General features: G+C 58.3%; 16 protein-coding genes and 4 tRNA genes. 6 read left to right on the forward strand and 14 right to left on the reverse strand.

Annotated features, from left to right (window positions below):
- Positions 1 to 106 precede the first annotated feature (106 nt).
- From clpX to AB4O12_RS11795, 7 genes are all read right to left on the reverse strand, one after another.
- Positions 107 to 1,390, reverse strand: coding sequence for an ATP-dependent Clp protease ATP-binding subunit ClpX (clpX, locus tag AB4O12_RS11765; RefSeq protein ID WP_016775335.1), 1,284 nt, complete (start codon positions 1,388 to 1,390; stop codon positions 107 to 109).
- 112 nt (positions 1,391 to 1,502) lie between these two features.
- A complete protein-coding gene (gene clpP, locus AB4O12_RS11770) occupies positions 1,503 to 2,138 on the reverse strand; it encodes an ATP-dependent Clp endopeptidase proteolytic subunit ClpP (RefSeq protein WP_016775336.1) in 636 nt (211 codons plus the stop codon).
- Positions 2,139 to 2,230: 92 nt separating this feature from the next.
- Positions 2,231 to 3,541, reverse strand: coding sequence for a trigger factor (gene tig, locus AB4O12_RS11775; RefSeq protein WP_016775337.1), 1,311 nt, complete (start codon positions 3,539 to 3,541; stop codon positions 2,231 to 2,233).
- 401 nt (positions 3,542 to 3,942) lie between these two features.
- Positions 3,943 to 4,018, reverse strand: a tRNA-His gene (locus AB4O12_RS11780).
- Between the two features lie 77 nt (positions 4,019 to 4,095).
- Positions 4,096 to 4,180, reverse strand: a tRNA-Leu gene (locus AB4O12_RS11785).
- Between the two features lie 57 nt (positions 4,181 to 4,237).
- Positions 4,238 to 4,313: transfer RNA gene (locus tag AB4O12_RS11790), tRNA-His, on the reverse strand.
- 32 nt (positions 4,314 to 4,345) lie between these two features.
- Positions 4,346 to 4,422 (reverse strand) — tRNA-Arg (locus AB4O12_RS11795).
- A 274-nt stretch (positions 4,423 to 4,696) separates the two neighbouring features.
- On the opposite strand from AB4O12_RS11795, the gene folD reads away from it, so the two are divergent.
- Together folD and pbpG are read left to right on the forward strand one after the other, a co-directional pair.
- Positions 4,697 to 5,551 (forward strand): bifunctional methylenetetrahydrofolate dehydrogenase/methenyltetrahydrofolate cyclohydrolase FolD, encoded by an 855-nt coding sequence (gene folD / locus AB4O12_RS11800; RefSeq protein WP_016775338.1) that lies wholly within the window; start codon positions 4,697 to 4,699, stop codon positions 5,549 to 5,551.
- Between the two features lie 230 nt (positions 5,552 to 5,781).
- Positions 5,782 to 6,720, forward strand: coding sequence for a D-alanyl-D-alanine endopeptidase (gene pbpG, locus AB4O12_RS11805; protein WP_073471341.1), 939 nt, complete (start codon positions 5,782 to 5,784; stop codon positions 6,718 to 6,720).
- Positions 6,721 to 6,774: 54 nt separating this feature from the next.
- Here the strand turns inward: pbpG and AB4O12_RS11810 are convergent, their stop codons facing one another.
- The 3 genes from AB4O12_RS11810 to AB4O12_RS11820 all read right to left on the reverse strand — a co-directional run bounded on the left by AB4O12_RS11810 (position 6,775) and on the right by AB4O12_RS11820 (position 7,962).
- Positions 6,775 to 6,981, reverse strand: coding sequence for a hypothetical protein (locus AB4O12_RS11810; protein ID WP_041477156.1), 207 nt, complete (start codon positions 6,979 to 6,981; stop codon positions 6,775 to 6,777).
- A 12-nt stretch (positions 6,982 to 6,993) separates the two neighbouring features.
- Positions 6,994 to 7,200, reverse strand: a complete 207-nt coding sequence (locus tag AB4O12_RS11815) for a DUF6021 family protein (RefSeq protein ID WP_056788754.1) — start codon at positions 7,198 to 7,200, stop codon at positions 6,994 to 6,996.
- Between the two features lie 90 nt (positions 7,201 to 7,290).
- Positions 7,291 to 7,962 carry a cysteine peptidase family C39 domain-containing protein gene (locus tag AB4O12_RS11820; protein WP_305381124.1) on the reverse strand — a complete coding sequence of 224 codons (672 nt, stop codon included), beginning with the start codon at positions 7,960 to 7,962 and terminating at the stop codon, positions 7,291 to 7,293.
- A 235-nt stretch (positions 7,963 to 8,197) separates the two neighbouring features.
- Here AB4O12_RS11820 and AB4O12_RS11825 point away from each other — a divergent pair, with 235 nt between their 5' ends.
- The gene (locus AB4O12_RS11825) at positions 8,198 to 8,365 is read left to right on the forward strand and encodes a hypothetical protein (protein WP_016775342.1); all 168 of its coding nucleotides are present in this window, start codon (positions 8,198 to 8,200) and stop codon (positions 8,363 to 8,365) included.
- A 188-nt stretch (positions 8,366 to 8,553) separates the two neighbouring features.
- Here AB4O12_RS11825 and AB4O12_RS11830 read toward each other — a convergent pair whose 3' ends face one another.
- Positions 8,554 to 9,303 carry a TerC family protein gene (locus AB4O12_RS11830; protein ID WP_056788748.1) on the reverse strand — a complete coding sequence of 250 codons (750 nt, stop codon included), beginning with the start codon at positions 9,301 to 9,303 and terminating at the stop codon, positions 8,554 to 8,556.
- A 29-nt stretch (positions 9,304 to 9,332) separates the two neighbouring features.
- A complete protein-coding gene (locus AB4O12_RS11835; protein ID WP_024013465.1) occupies positions 9,333 to 9,575 on the reverse strand; it encodes a hypothetical protein in 243 nt (80 codons plus the stop codon).
- Between the two features lie 133 nt (positions 9,576 to 9,708).
- Here AB4O12_RS11835 and nhaR point away from each other — a divergent pair, with 133 nt between their 5' ends.
- Positions 9,709 to 10,608 carry a transcriptional activator NhaR gene (nhaR, locus tag AB4O12_RS11840; protein ID WP_016775345.1) on the forward strand — a complete coding sequence of 300 codons (900 nt, stop codon included), beginning with the start codon at positions 9,709 to 9,711 and terminating at the stop codon, positions 10,606 to 10,608.
- Here nhaR and AB4O12_RS11845 read toward each other — a convergent pair.
- Complete coding sequence (locus AB4O12_RS11845) at positions 10,603 to 11,760, reverse strand: MFS transporter (RefSeq protein ID WP_024013467.1); 1,158 nt, start codon at positions 11,758 to 11,760, stop codon at positions 10,603 to 10,605. The two genes, nhaR and AB4O12_RS11845, sit on opposite strands and share 6 nt — an antisense overlap.
- Positions 11,761 to 12,067: 307 nt before the next feature.
- Here AB4O12_RS11845 and sstT point away from each other — a divergent pair, with 307 nt between their 5' ends.
- A complete protein-coding gene (sstT, locus tag AB4O12_RS11850) occupies positions 12,068 to 13,300 on the forward strand; it encodes a serine/threonine transporter SstT (protein ID WP_024013468.1) in 1,233 nt (410 codons plus the stop codon).
- A gap of 159 nt (positions 13,301 to 13,459) precedes the next feature.
- On the opposite strand, the gene AB4O12_RS11855 is transcribed toward sstT, so the two are convergent.
- A complete protein-coding gene (locus tag AB4O12_RS11855) occupies positions 13,460 to 13,969 on the reverse strand; it encodes a DUF1993 domain-containing protein (protein WP_041477165.1) in 510 nt (169 codons plus the stop codon).
- Positions 13,970 to 14,094: 125 nt separating this feature from the next.
- On the opposite strand from AB4O12_RS11855, the gene AB4O12_RS11860 reads away from it, so the two are divergent.
- Positions 14,095 to 14,739, forward strand: coding sequence for a YceH family protein (locus tag AB4O12_RS11860; RefSeq protein WP_041477166.1), 645 nt, complete (start codon positions 14,095 to 14,097; stop codon positions 14,737 to 14,739).
- The last annotated feature ends 57 nt before the right edge of the window (positions 14,740 to 14,796 follow it).

Consider the following 14,796-nt stretch of genomic DNA (forward strand, 5'->3'; position numbering starts at 1 on the left):
AAGATGGGGGCTGCCTCGAAAAAAAACAAGCGCAAAGCGGAGGTAAAAAACGACTTAAAAAAAAAGAGGCCCGAAGGCCCCTTCTTTGTTGCGGCGCTGTGAACGCTTACGCGTCCGGCGCTGCCTTGGCCGTCGGCTCACTGTTTTCGTAGATATACAGTGGCTTGGACTTGCCTTCGATCACGCTTTCATCGATCACGACTTTGCTCACCTCGGACTGCGAGGGGATCTCATACATCGTGTCGAGCAGCACACCTTCGAGAATCGAACGCAGGCCACGGGCACCGGTTTTACGTTCCAGGGCACGCTTGGCGACCGATTTCAGCGCGTCGGAACGAAATTCCAGATCCACGCCTTCCATCTCGAACAGCTTGGCATACTGTTTGGTCAGAGCATTTTTCGGCTCGGTGAGGATTTGCATCAGCGCAGCCTCGTCGAGCTCGTCCAGTGTCGCCAGGACCGGCAGACGACCGACGAATTCCGGGATCAGACCGAACTTGACCAGATCGTCAGGCTCGACTTCACGCAGGGATTCACCGACCTTCTTGCCTTCTTCCTTGCTGCGCACTTCGGCGTTGAAGCCGATGCCGCCTTTGGTGGAACGGTTCTGAATGACCTTTTCCAGGCCGGAGAACGCACCACCGCAGATGAACAGGATGTTACGGGTGTCGACCTGCAGGAATTCCTGCTGCGGATGCTTGCGGCCACCTTGCGGCGGTACCGAAGCGACCGTGCCTTCGATCAACTTGAGCAAGGCCTGCTGCACGCCTTCACCGGAAACATCGCGGGTGATCGACGGGTTGTCGGACTTGCGGGAAATCTTGTCGATTTCATCGATGTAGACAATGCCCATCTGGGCTTTCTCTACGTCGTAATCGCACTTCTGCAGCAGCTTCTGAATGATGTTCTCGACATCTTCACCCACGTAACCGGCCTCAGTGAGGGTGGTTGCGTCGGCAATGGTGAACGGAACGTTCAGCAAGCGGGCCAGTGTTTCGGCCAGCAGGGTTTTACCGGAGCCTGTCGGGCCGATCAGCAGAATGTTGCTCTTGCCGAGTTCGACGTCGTCAGCCTTTTTGTCACGCTGGTTCAGGCGCTTGTAGTGGTTGTACACCGCTACGGCCAAAACCTTTTTCGCACGCTCCTGACCAATGACGTACTGGTCAAGGATGCCGCTGATTTCTTTAGGCGAAGGCAATTTATGCGCGCTGCTTTCGGCCTGTGCTTCCTGCACCTCCTCGCGGATGATGTCATTGCACAGGTCGACGCACTCGTCGCAGATAAAGACCGAGGGGCCGGCAATCAATTTGCGCACTTCATGCTGGCTTTTGCCACAGAAGGAGCAATAGAGCAGCTTGCCGTTGTCCTCGCCGTTGCGGGTGTCAGTCATTCGTTCGATCCAAATCCGATAGGCTTGCAACACAAGATGAAGGCTATTGCGGGCTTTTTCAAGCCCGCCGCTGATCGGACATGCCGATCAGGCCTGTTTTGCGCTGCTTATATTAAGCTGGACGCTGGTTGATCACTTCGTCGATCAGGCCGTATTCCTTCGCAGCTTCGGCACTCATGAAGTTGTCGCGATTGGTATCGCGCTCGATTTCTTCCAGAGTACGGCCGCTGTGCTTGGCCATCAGCATGTTCAGACGCTCGCGGATGAAGAGGATTTCCTTGGCGTGGATTTCGATGTCCGACGCCTGGCCCTGGAAACCGCCCAGTGGCTGGTGAATCATCACGCGCGAGTTCGGCAGGCAGAAACGCTTGCCCGGTGCACCTGCGGTAAGCAGGAATGCGCCCATGCTGCACGCCTGACCGATGCAGGTGGTCGACACGTTCGGCTTGATGAACTGCATGGTGTCGTAGATCGACATGCCGGCAGTCACCGAACCGCCCGGCGAGTTGATGTACAGATGGATGTCCTTGTCCGGGTTTTCCGCTTCAAGGAACAGCAGTTGCGCACAGATCAGGTTGGCCATGTAGTCCTCTACCGGGCCCACCAGAAAGATCACTCGCTCCTTGAGCAGGCGCGAGTAGATGTCGTAGGCGCGTTCGCCACGAGCGGACTGCTCGACAACCATCGGGACCAGGCCGCCGGCGGCCTGGATATCAGAGTTCTGCTGAATATAAGAATTACGGAACATGCTCTGCAGTCGCTCCCAAATAGTTATGTCTTGAATACGCATAAGCCAGCTCGAGAGCTGGCTTATGGTGTGCACTTCTAACGCAAAATCAATCAGTCGGCTGCTGGAGCTTCTACCGGCTTGACTGCTTCTTCGTAGGAGACCGATTTGTCGGTCACACTAGCTTTCTGCAGAACAGTATCCACAACTTGTTCTTCCAGCACAACCGAACGCACTTCGTTCAGTTGCTGCTCGTTTTTGTAGTACCACGACACGACCTGCTCTGGCTCCTGGTAAGCGGAAGCCATTTCCTGAATCATTTCGCGAACGCGAGCTTCATCAGGCTTCAGATCGAACTGCTTGACTACTTCAGCAACGATCAGGCCCAGCACGACGCGGCGCTTGGCTTGCTCTTCGAACAGCTCGGCCGGCAGTTGGTCTGGCTTGATGTTGCCGCCGAACTGCTGAACAGCCTGCACGCGCAGACGGTCAACTTCGTTGGACAGCAGAGCCTTTGGCACTTCGATCGGGTTGGTGGCCAGCAGACCGTCCATTACCTGATTCTTGACCTTCGATTTGATCGCCTGACGCAGTTCACGCTCCATGTTCTTGCGAACTTCGGTGCGGAAACCGTCGATGCCGCTTTCCTTGATGCCGAATTGAGCGAAGAACTCTTCGTTCAGCTCAGGCAGCTTAGGCTCGGACACAGTGTTGACGGTCACGGTGAACTCGGCGGTTTTGCCAGCCAGGTCCAGGTTCTGATAGTCCTCAGGGAAGGTCAGGTTCAGAACGCGTTCTTCGCCGGCTTTAGCGCCAACCAGGCCTTCTTCGAAGCCCGGGATCATGCGGCCGGAACCCAGCACCAGCTGAGTACCCTTGGCGGAGCCGCCAGCGAACACTTCGCCGTCAACCTTGCCAACGAAATCGATGTTCAGCTGATCTTCGTTCTGCGCAGCGCGGTCGGCCACTTCGAAACGGGTGTTCTGCTTGCGCAGGATGTCGAGCATCTTGTCCAGATCAGCGTCAGCCACTTCAGCGCTCAGACGCTCAACGGTGATGCCTTCGAAGCCAGCAACGGTGAACTCAGGAAAGACTTCGAATACAGCAACGTATTCCAGATCCTTGCCCGCTTCGAGCGACTTTGGCTCGATCGAAGGCGAACCGGCAGGGTTGAGCTTCTGCTCGACCACAGCTTCGTAGAAGGAAGACTGGATGACGTCGCCTACCGCTTCCTGACGCGCATCAGCACCGAAACGGCGCTTGATTTCGCTCATTGGCACTTTGCCTGGACGGAAGCCAGCAATTTTGGCCTTTTGGGCAGTCTGCTGCAGACGCTTGTTGACCTGAGTCTCGATGCGCTCTGCCGGCACGGTGACGCTCATGCGGCGCTCGAGAGCAGTAGTATTTTCAACAGAAACTTGCATGGATATTCCTCGTTGCACAGACGTTAGCCGGCCGTTTCCGACCCCAGAATCAAGGGCATGCATTCTAGTGGGTCAAACTCAAGAAGTCACCCTACTGGAAACGGGTAAAAAAACAGCAGGCAATTTATAGGGAGCGCCGCACGAATGCCGTGCACTCCACTGGCGAATACAAGCGATCACGTCAGGGCTCTGCAGCAACGCTTCTATATATAGAAGCAACTATCAGATACGCCCCGACAGGCGTTCCGGCCAAACCGGAACGACGAGCAGTTCAGCGTCATCCGATCCTTTAAAAGCGATGAAGTGCCCTGCCCTGCGCTGCGAAATCGGCCGTGGCCGGATTTCGAAACCGCTAAAACAAAAAAGGCGCCAGACTGTTAAATCTGGCGCCTTTCGAAATATGGGGTGGACGATGGGGATCGAACCCACGACAACGGGAGTCACAATCCCGTGCTCTACCAACTGAGCTACGCCCACCATATTGCGTAACAAAAAAGCCAAACAACTTCTTTGTCGAAACTTCATCAGGCCCTAGGCACAGGTGAAGCTTTATTTGGTGCGGATGAAGAGACTCGAACTCTTACGCCTCGCGGCGCTGGAACCTAAATCCAGTGTGTCTACCAATTCCACCACATCCGCGGATGAAGCTTTTAAAGCAAAGGCGCCAGACCGTTAAATCTGGCGCCTTTCGAAATATGGGGTGGACGATGGGGATCGAACCCACGACAACGGGAGTCACAATCCCGTGCTCTACCAACTGAGCTACGCCCACCATATCGCGTTACTTGTGCCAAAGCTGCCTAATGGCGCACCCGGCAGGACTCGAACCTGCGACCATCCGCTTAGAAGGCGGATGCTCTATCCAGCTGAGCTACGGGCGCCTTGTTAATCTGTACTCTTAAAGGACTACAAACTAAGTGCTTTCCAGTGTCGCAGAACCTTGATTCCGCTTCACCTTCTTAACCAGTGCTAGGCTGTGCCCGACAAGTGCGACGAATAGTATAGAGGGCTCCAAAGGTCGTCAAATCCTTTTTGAAAAAAATTCATTTAATTAAAGGAGTTAGAGGAATTTGCTGACCAAGCGCCTTTGCCCTCACCGCTCGACATGCGAGAATGCGTTCTCATTTTTCCCCTCTCGATGGTTAATCACGCGCAATGACTGCACAACTAATCGACGGCAAATCGATCGCCGCCAGCCTGCGCCAGCAGATCGCCCAACGAGTTGCCGAGCGTCGCCAGCAAGGCCTGCGCACGCCCGGCCTCGCGGTGATCCTGGTCGGCAGCGATCCTGCCTCTCAGGTTTATGTCTCGCACAAGCGTAAAGACTGTGAAGAGGTTGGCTTCCTCTCTCAAGCCTACGACCTGCCCTCCGACACCACTCAGGACGCCCTGACCGATCTGATCGATCGCCTCAACGACGATCCGGCTATCGACGGCGTTCTCCTGCAGTTGCCTCTGCCCGAACACCTCGACGCGTCCAAGCTGCTGGAACGCATCCGCCCGGACAAAGACGTCGACGGTTTCCATCCGTACAACGTCGGCCGCCTGGCCCAGCGTATTCCGCTGCTGCGCCCATGCACCCCGAAAGGCATCATGACCTTGCTGGAAAGCACTGGCGCTGATCTTTACGGGATGGACGCGGTAGTCGTGGGCGCCTCCAATATCGTCGGTCGCCCGATGGCCATGGAATTGCTGCTGGCCGGCTGCACCGTCACTGTGACTCACCGCTTCACCAAGGATCTGGCGGGCCACGTCGGCCGCGCTGATCTGGTGGTCGTTGCCGCCGGCAAGCCGGGCCTGGTCAAGGGCGAGTGGATCAAGGAAGGCGCGATCGTGATCGACGTCGGCATCAACCGTCAGGACGACGGCAAACTGGTCGGTGATGTCGTTTACGAAACCGCCCTGCCCCGCGCCGGCTGGATCACCCCGGTACCGGGCGGCGTTGGCCCGATGACCCGCGCCTGCCTGCTGGAAAACACGCTCTACGCCGCAGAAACCCTGCACGTCTGACCGGGTTTTTACGCCGCATCAGAACCCTGCCTCGTGCGGGGTTTTTCTTGCCTGAGAAAAAACTTCAACCGTTCGCCGGAAACCGCTCTTTTTACAGGCCTTTTCACGAGATTTTCAGGTCTTACAAACAACCATCGACAGTTCTTCAGCCATACTCCTAAAATGCGCCGGTTTTGAGAAATAACCCGTTACAAACTAACGGTATATCCAACCTTTTAGAGTTCGCCCGCGTGAAAATTCGTCTCTCGATTCTGAGCCTGTTGTTTGCTGTTACAGGCACATTCATCACGCCAACGATCAACGCTGCGGAAACCACCGCTGCTCCACGTGACGCTTCGACATTGAAGATCGCGTCCGGCAGCGCCCTGCTCATGGATATGCAGACCAATAAAGTCATCTATTCCAGCAACCCTGACGTGATCGTGCCGATCGCTTCCGTCAGCAAGCTGATGACTGGCCTGGTCGTGGTGGAAGCTCGACAGAACATGGACGAATGGATCGATGTCGACATCAGGAACACTCCGGAAATGAAGGGTGTGTTCTCCCGCGTCAAACTCAAGAGTGAGCTGCCGCGCCGCGAGATGCTGCTGATCGCCTTGATGTCTTCGGAAAACCGCGCCGCCGCCAGCCTCGCGCACCACTATCCGGGTGGCTACGCTGCTTTTATTGCGGCAATGAACGCCAAGGCCAAGGCGCTGGGCATGACCAGCACGCACTTTGTCGAGCCGACCGGGCTGTCAGAGCGCAACGTTTCCACCGCGCGCGACCTGAGCAAATTGCTGGTGGCCGCGCACAAGCAACCGCTTCTGGTGCAACTGACCACCACCAAGGAAAAGACCGTGGCGTTCCGCAAGCCCAACTACACCTTGGGCTTCCGCAATACCGACCACTTGGTCAATAAGGCCGATTGGGACATCAAGATTACCAAGACCGGTTTTACCAACCCGGCCGGCCATTGCCTGGTGCTGGTGACGAAGATGGGCAACCGTCCGGTCGCTTTGGTGATTCTCGATGCGTTTGGCAAATACACGCATTTTGCCGACGCCAGCCGTATCCGCAGCTGGGTGGAAACCGGGCGCAGCGCCAGTGTTCCAGCGGTGGCACAGCAGTACAAAGCCGACAAGAACCTCAAGAGCCGTCAGAGCGGCGTGGTCGAAGCGGCAAAGTAGATCCGGCAATCATGAAGAAGCCCCGAATGTTCGGGGCTTTTTTTCGTCTGCGCGTCAGTCGTTGGGCAGTGGCATCTTGTCGTCATCAGGAATGCCATCGCCCGAGCTCGGCTCTGGCGAAACGTCCGGCGTCAGCACATTTGGCCGCGCCATCGGGTCGCGCATCGGGCTGTCCGGGTCCAGCACCGGATCAACCTCCGGCTCCGGCGTGGTCGGTACGCTGTCAGGTTTGTGGTCATCGAAGCTTGAATCGGTACTCATACGCACCTCACATCAAGGTTTCAGATCGGCTAACGGATCATAGGGCTTGGCCGGTTTCTTCGGATCTTCACCGGGCTCGACATCCTGCGGGGCCTTAGCCGGACCGACCGGATCAACTTGCGGATCCTCGAGGTCCGGCGAATCCGGATCGAAGCCCAGATCATCGCCCGAGGAATGTTCGGACGAGTGTGGGCCTTTCGGGGTTTGGGAATCTGCCATGTTGCCTCCTTGATTCACCCGCGAAGCACGGGCATTAATCTTCAGAGGCCGGCCCGGCGCAGTCGTGCCCGGCAGATGACGAACGGAGGTTTATTGCGCCGCCAGAGCCTTTCGCGCCTGCGCCGCAGCGTTTTCTTCACCGGCCTGGGCCAGTTCATCGGCGGCTTTCAGCCAAAGGGAGCGGTCGACGGCAGCCGGGATCTGCGACGGTTTCTGAATCAGGATCGCCCAGCCACCGGCCTTTTCGAGCGCTGCTTGAAAGCTGCCGAAATCCATCAACTGCCGACGATTCATGCCGGCGCGCAGCAGGACCTTCTGTTTGTTGCGGTCGTAGCCGGACAGGATCGCGTAACGCGGCTCGGCCCAGAATGCCGAACCTTCACTGAAACGCACCATGACCGGGTAGCCCGCCGCGACCTGGGTCAGCAAGGCTGGCAGCTGGCTGTCGAGCGGATAAACCACCAGGCCATATTCGCGGGCGAGGTTCTGCATGTTCTGCTGCAGCTTGTCCTCAGCCCCCGGCAAGTGCAGCGGTTTTTCCAGAAGGCCCGGGGTGATGACGATGCCTTGTTGCGACAGCAGACTGGCCAGCACCTGTGGCCCACTCTGGTTGGCTTCGCCACGATAGAAGGTGCCGCTGAGTTCAACTCGCTCTGGCAAGCGTTTGACTTCTGGCGCTACGTTGCCCGCACATCCGCTCAGCACCACCGCGCAAGCGCCGGCAAGCAACGCTCCGCGCACTCGAGAAAATACCTGCACCATCAATCACTCTCTTCCAGACGCCGGTCATCGTGTTCCGGCAACGCCAGCGATCATAGAGCCGCACCCGCCAGAGGTATAGCCTTAAACGGCAGAGCGGGCGATTGCATAGAGCAAACTGATTGGTCACTAACGACCTTTGGTCAATAGCTTGAAACACCCCATTGACTAGACTGTCACTGAAATAGAGCGAATTGCGAAAAGCGAGCGCCCGACGCAGGGCGAAGAGGAGGCACCAATGAGCCTGACCATGACCATCGTGATGTTGATAGCCGGCTGGCTGGCCGTGGCGACTGCCATGTTGTGGGGCGTGCTGCGGATTTCGCGGCGGCATCATCATCCGGTGCAGACGATGCCGGTTGAGAAGACAGAGAAGCATCCAGTGCGGCACGCTGCTGCGCATTGAAGATCAAGAGCCCCTCACCCTAGCCCTCTCCCGGAGGGAGAGGGAACTGACCGGCCCCCTCTCCCTCGGGAGAGGGCTGGGCGGGCGGCGTTCCGATGAGGGGCAAGCTCTAAACCACCCCCCAACATCAAAGCGAAAAAAAACCGCCTGAGCTCAACAGCCCAGGCGGTTTTTTGTGTTCTCAGCGATTACGCCTGCTGAACAACCTTCTTCTGCTTCGCCCGGCGCGACAGCATGTTCAACACTTCGATACCGGCCGAGAACGCCATGGCCGCGTACACATAACCTTTCGGAACATGGGCGCCGAAGCCTTCGGCGATCAGCGTCATGCCGATCATGATCAGGAAGCCCAGCGCCAGCATGACCACGGTCGGGTTGTCGTTGATGAACTTGGCCAGCGGATCAGCCGCCAGCAGCATCACCAGCACCGACACCACCACCGCGATGATCATGATCGGCAAGTGTTCGGTCATGCCGACAGCGGTAATGATGCTGTCGATCGAGAACACCATGTCGAGCATCAGGATCTGACCGATGGCCGCGGCAAAACCCAGGGTTACGGTCGAAGTCGCGGTCTTCGGGTCTTCCGGCGACGGGTCCATGCTGTGATGGATCTCGGTCGTGGCCTTCCACACCAGGAACAGGCCACCGGCGATCAGGATCATGTCCTTCCAGGAGAACGCCTGGCCAAGGATTTCGATCACAGGCTCGGTCAACTGCACGATGAACGCGATGGTGCTCAACAGGGCCAGACGCAGAATCAGGGCCATGCCGATACCGATACGACGCGCCTTCTGCCGATGCTGTTCGGGCAGTTTGTTGGTCAGGATCGAAATAAAGATCAGGTTATCGATGCCAAGCACGATTTCCATTACCACCAGTGTGGCCAAAGCAACCCAAGCGGTGGGGCTGGCGGCGAGTTCTAACAGATATTCCATGGGTCAGTCCTGACTCTGTGTAAGACGGTTTAGATGGTCTTGGAGGAAGATTCGGATTCTTCCGCTTGTTTTTCCGGTGTTTCTTTTTTCTCGATCAAACCACCAGTGGCATCGCTGAGCGCTTGCTCAGCGGCTTTATGGGTGTCGTCGATTGCTTGTTTGGCGGTTTCAGCCGCCGCGCCCATCAGTTGTTGGGCGCTTTTTTCCGCCTGATCACAACCGGCCAGAACCAGTAAAGACGCAAACATCACTGCGGGAAATGTGTATTTCATAAGGTTTCCTTCGAATGAACAGACAGGCGCACACACCGGCCGTCGATGGCTGGGCATTCTAGGGAGACGAACACTTCAGGAAAATTCGTATTTTTAGCGGCTATACTTCGGTTTTCACGAAGTGGCCATCACTATGCTCAATTACCGACAACTGCATTACTTCTGGGTTGTAGCCAAAACCGGCAGCATCGTCCGGGCGTGCGAGCAGCTGAACCTGACGCCACAGACGATCAGCGGACAGATTTCACTGCTCGAACAAACCTATGGCGTGGAATTATTTCGCCGGGTTGGCCGCCAGTTGGAGCTCACCGAAGCCGGGCGCCAGGCCCTGCCCTACGCCGAGCAAATGTTTCAACTGGGCGGCGAGCTGGAGCTGATGCTGCGTGCGCAGCCCAACGAGCAGCAGATCCTCTTTCGCGTCGGCGTGGCCGACGTGGTGCCCAAATCCATTGTTTATCGCCTGATCGCGCCGACCATGGAATTGAGCGAGCCGCTGCGCATCACCTGTCGCGAAGACAAACTCGAACGCCTGCTCGCTGATCTGGCCATCCAGCGTCTGGATCTGGTGATTTCCGACAGTCCGATGCCTTCGCATCTGGACATCAAAGGCTACAGCCAGAAGCTCGGTGAGTGCGGGATCAGCTTCTTCGCCACCGCCGAACTTGCCGCGCAGTATGGCCAGGATTTCCCGCGCAGCCTGCACGGCGCACCGTTGCTGATTCCCGGCGCGGAAACCGTAGTGCGCAGCCGTTTGCAGCGCTGGTTCGCCGAACAGCAGATCCAGCCGCAGATTGTCGGCGAGTTCGATGACAGTGCTTTGATGCAGGCCTTCGGCCAATCCGGCAGCGGGATCTTTATTGGCCCGAGCGTGATTGCCGAGGAAGTGAAGCGTCAGTACGGCGTCGAGTTGATCGGCCAGACCGACGCGGTGAGCGAGTCGTTCTATGCCATCTCGGTGGAGCGCAAGGTCAAGCACCCGGGCATCGTAGCGATTACCGAGGGTGCCCGACGCGAGCTGTTTACCGGATTATGAAGCGCAGACTTCGCGCGGCTTCAGCGTCATCAGCACCATGGCGAGGAACACCGAAAGCAAAATGAAGCCGGCAGCGGCAAAGCCGAGAAAGCCAAGACCGGCGCTGTCGATCACCCGGCCGCCGACCATCGCCCCCAAGCCGATACCGAGATTGGCTCCGGCGATGTTCAGCGACGCGGCGAAGGCCGGCGCTTCCGGCGCGGCTTTCATCAAGCGCACATGGCTAACCAGGAACAACGCCGCCTGGGTCACGCCCCAAATGCCCATCGCCACCGCCAGGCCGACTGGCGAATGAATGTTCGGCACCAGCGAAACCATACCGGCGATCATGAACGCGCAGAACAACACCGACGCCCCCAGCGGATGCCGATCCACCGCGCGCCCGCCAAGCGAGTTGCCGATCAGCCCGACGGCGCCAAACGCCATCAGGCACCAACCGACTACGGTGCCGTTGAAACCGGCCAGACGTTCGAGGATGTCGGCAAGGTAGGTGTACGCGGTGAACATGCCGCTGAACACCAGAATCGACAACAAGATATGGCCGAGCATCAGTGGGCTGCGCAGGATCTTGAATTGCGAACGGAAGCTGACCTGATGTTGGTGCAGACTGGTTTTCGGCAGATAGACAAACAGCAGCAAGGCTTTGGCAAACGCGATCAACGCCAGAATGCCGAATGCGCTGCGCCAGCCGAACGCATCGGAAATCAGCGTGCCGACCGGAATGCCAAACACCGTGGCGCAGACAATACCGAAGCCGATCTTGGCGATGGCGCGGCCGGCGAAATCCGGGCCGACGATATCCACCGCCGTCTCGCTGGCCAAGGCCCAGAACACCGGCAAACCCAACGCCGGAATCAGACGCGCGATGGCCATCACCCAGATGTTCGGCGCCAACGCTGCCACGGTATTGGCCAGACCAAACATGATCAGGATGCTGATGAACAGTTTGCGCCGTTCGAATCGGGCGAAATACGCGGTCAGGAACGGGCCGAACAGCGCCACGGTAAAGGCGAACAAGGTCACCAGCAGCCCGGCTTGCGGGATGCTGACTTCGAGGTCTCGGGCAATCGCCGGCAACAGGCCGACAATGACGAATTCCGTGGTCAGCACCGTGAACCCGGCAGCGGACAACAGAAGAATAGGCAACAGCATGCGCAACTCCAGCAAAACGACGACACCAGCGATGACCCGGAGGCCCGCTGGCAGAACTTGAAAATGAGGATGGCGAAGCTTAACAGACTGCGTCCGCACTGAGTTGCCCAAAACTGCCGATCTGCCGGGCCGATCCGGTGGCAGATCGTCACAGGCCTGAAGGTTCACGCCTACGCTGTGATAAAGTCCGCGCCCTGAAAATCGTACAGTTGTTCAACGTGCCGTTTGGCGGCGTTGATGTCACTTCGACAGGCGTTTCGTGACTGCCCACGACGCTTCGCACCCTATAAAAAACAGAGATGCCGCTATGACCGCTTCATCCCCTTCGTTACTGCAACGCCTGAAACGCCTGAGTCTGGTCAGCCAGATCGTCATTGGTCTGATCGCCGGTATTGCCCTGGCCCTGATTGCACCGGAGCTGGCGAAATCCACCGCGTTCATCGGCAAGGTGTTTGTCTCGGCGTTGAAAGCCGTGGCGCCGATTCTGGTGTTCGTGCTGGTGATGGCCTCGATCGCCAACCACAAGCACGGTCAGGAAACCCACATCCGCCCGATCCTGTTCCTCTACCTGCTGGGTACATTCAGCGCTGCGGTGGTGGCCGTGGTCGCCAGCATGGCGTTCCCGTCAAATCTGGTGTTGTCCACCGAGAACGTTGCCGTGACTGCGCCCGGCGGCATCGGCGAAGTCCTGCAAAGCCTGTTGCTGAGCGTCGTCGACAACCCGGTCAGCGCGCTGATGAATGCCAACTTCATCGGCATTCTGGCCTGGGCGATCGGCATGGGCATTGCCATCCGGCATGCCGGCGACACCACTCGCGAAGTGCTCGGTGACTTGTCCAACGGCGTCACCGTGATCGTCCGTGTGGTCATTCGCTTCGCGCCGCTGGGCATCTTCGGCCTGGTCGCGTCGACACTGGCCACCTCCGGTTTCGGCGCGCTGCTGGGCTACGCGCACCTGCTGGCGGTGCTGCTGGGCTGCATGCTGTTCGTCGCGCTGGTGATGAACCCGCTGATCGTGTTCTGGAAGCTGCGCCGCAATCCGTACCCGCTGACCCTGATGTGCCTGCGTGAAAGCGGCATTACCGCGTTCTTCACCCGCAGCTCGGCGGCGAACATTCCGGTCAACCTGGAATTGAGCAAGCGCCTGGGCCTGCACGAAGACACCTACTCGGTATCGATCCCGCTGGGTGCGACCATCAACATGGCCGGTGCGGCGATCACCATTACCGTGCTGACCCTGGCGGCGGTGCACACTTTGGGCATCGCAGTGGACATTCCGACCGCAATCCTGCTCAGCGTCGTCGCAGCCATTTGCGCCTGTGGCGCGTCCGGTGTGGCCGGTGGTTCGCTGCTGCTGATTCCGCTGGCGTGCAGCCTGTTCGGCATCCCGAGCGAGATCGCCATGCAGGTCGTGGCGGTGGGCTTCATTATTGGCGTGCTGCAGGATTCGGCGGAGACCGCGCTGAACTCGTCGACTGACGTGCTGTTTACCGCGGCGGCTTGCCTGGGCGAGGAAGAGAAGGCTCAGCGTACGGCGTAACCGCCTTACCTTGTGGGAGCGAGCCTGCTCGCGAAAGGGGCGAGACATTCAGTATTAATATCGCCTGATACGCCGCATTCGCGAGCAGGCTCGCTCCCACAGAAAAACAAAAGCCCGCCAAGGCGCGAACCTTGGCGGGCTTTTTTCGTATCCGGGCGTTTAGAACGCGCCCATGTAATCGCGCTTGCCCACTTCAACGCCGTTATGACGCAGCAGCGCGTAGGTGGTGGTGACGTGGAAGAAGAACTGCGGCAAGCCGTAAGTCAGCAGATACGCCTGACCACTGAAGCGCTTCTCTTTCGGCGTGCCCGGACGGGTCACGATTTCGATGCCTTCCTTGCCGTCGATCTGCTCTGGCTTGATCTCGCCAATGAAGGCCAGAACCTTGGTGATCAGCGCTTGCAGTTCGGCAAAGGTAGTTTCAGTGTCGTCGTACTTCGGCAGTTCGACTTCGGCCAGACGCGCCGACACGCCTTTGGCGAAATCCACGGCGATCTGCACCTGACGCACCAGCGGGAACATGTCCGGGTACAGACGCGCTTGCAGGAAGACGCTCTGGTCGATGTTTTTCGCGCTGGCGTGGGCTTCGGCCTTTTTCAGCACATCGCTCAGGGCGTTGAGCATTTGTTGAAAAACCGGGACGGATGCGGCGTACAGTGAAATGGTCATGGCAGTCTCATGTGATGGCTGGGTAATACGTGGTGGCGATTATAGCCATGCTTGATGAGCACACGGCTTGCCTTTTGTTTGGCAAGGATTAGGCTAGGCGGCTTCGACTGCAGAGGGAACGCGCGATGAGCAACGAACAAGAATCCACCTCCGAACAGCCACGGTTAAATGCCACGGAAATCCGCATTCTCGGTGCGCTGATCGAAAAACAGGCCACCAGCCCGGAAACCTATCCGCTGACCCTCAACGCGCTGGTGCTGGCCTGCAATCAGAAAACCAGTCGCGAGCCGGTGATGAACCTCAATCAGGGTCAGGTCGGGCAGAGCCTGCGGGCGCTGGAAGGTCGAGGTTTCACCCGGCTGGTCATGGGCAGCCGTGCCGACCGCTGGGAGCACAAGGTAGACAAGGCGCTGGAGCTGGTGCCGGCACAGGTGATTCTGACTGGCTTGATGTTTCTGCGCGGACCGCAGACCGTCAACGAACTGCTGACCCGCAGCGGGCGCATGCACGAGTTCGAGGACGCCGAGCAGGTGGTTCATCAGCTTGAACGGCTGATCGCACGCGGTCTGGCGGTATTGATTCCGCGTCAGGCCGGGCAGCGTGAGGATCGTTATACCCATGCCCTGGGCGACCCGGCGGATATCGAGGCGATATTGGCGGCGCGGCAAAATCCTGGGGAGCGCTCGAGCGCTGGTGTTTCCCTGGAGCGTATCGAAGAACTGGAAGCGCGGATCGCCGCACTGGAAGAACGCCTGGCCCGCCTCGAATAATCGCAACAGAACCTCTGTGGGAGCGAGCCTGCTCGCGAAAGCGTAGTGTCAGTCACC

Source organism: Pseudomonas sp. S2_A05 (assembly GCF_054668485.1).

Coding starts and splice junctions, on each gene's coding strand:
- AB4O12_RS11820 (WP_305381124.1), bottom strand. CDS start 7,962: ATGGTGCAGGTATTTTCTCGAGTGCGCGGAGCGTTGCTTGCCGGCGCT.
- AB4O12_RS11845 (WP_024013467.1), bottom strand. CDS start 11,760: ATGCTGTTGCCTATTCTTCTGTTGTCCGCTGCCGGGTTCACGGTGCTG.
- folD (WP_016775338.1), top strand. CDS start 4,697: ATGACTGCACAACTAATCGACGGCAAATCGATCGCCGCCAGCCTGCGC.
- clpX (WP_016775335.1), bottom strand. CDS start 1,390: ATGACTGACACCCGCAACGGCGAGGACAACGGCAAGCTGCTCTATTGC.
- AB4O12_RS11860 (WP_041477166.1), top strand. CDS start 14,095: ATGAGCAACGAACAAGAATCCACCTCCGAACAGCCACGGTTAAATGCC.
- AB4O12_RS11835 (WP_024013465.1), bottom strand. CDS start 9,575: ATGAAATACACATTTCCCGCAGTGATGTTTGCGTCTTTACTGGTTCTG.
- nhaR (WP_016775345.1), top strand. CDS start 9,709: ATGCTCAATTACCGACAACTGCATTACTTCTGGGTTGTAGCCAAAACC.
- sstT (WP_024013468.1), top strand. CDS start 12,068: ATGACCGCTTCATCCCCTTCGTTACTGCAACGCCTGAAACGCCTGAGT.
- clpP (WP_016775336.1), bottom strand. CDS start 2,138: ATGTTCCGTAATTCTTATATTCAGCAGAACTCTGATATCCAGGCCGCC.
- AB4O12_RS11855 (WP_041477165.1), bottom strand. CDS start 13,969: ATGACCATTTCACTGTACGCCGCATCCGTCCCGGTTTTTCAACAAATG.
- AB4O12_RS11815 (WP_056788754.1), bottom strand. CDS start 7,200: ATGGCAGATTCCCAAACCCCGAAAGGCCCACACTCGTCCGAACATTCC.
- tig (WP_016775337.1), bottom strand. CDS start 3,541: ATGCAAGTTTCTGTTGAAAATACTACTGCTCTCGAGCGCCGCATGAGC.
- AB4O12_RS11830 (WP_056788748.1), bottom strand. CDS start 9,303: ATGGAATATCTGTTAGAACTCGCCGCCAGCCCCACCGCTTGGGTTGCT.
- AB4O12_RS11825 (WP_016775342.1), top strand. CDS start 8,198: ATGAGCCTGACCATGACCATCGTGATGTTGATAGCCGGCTGGCTGGCC.
- AB4O12_RS11810 (WP_041477156.1), bottom strand. CDS start 6,981: ATGAGTACCGATTCAAGCTTCGATGACCACAAACCTGACAGCGTACCG.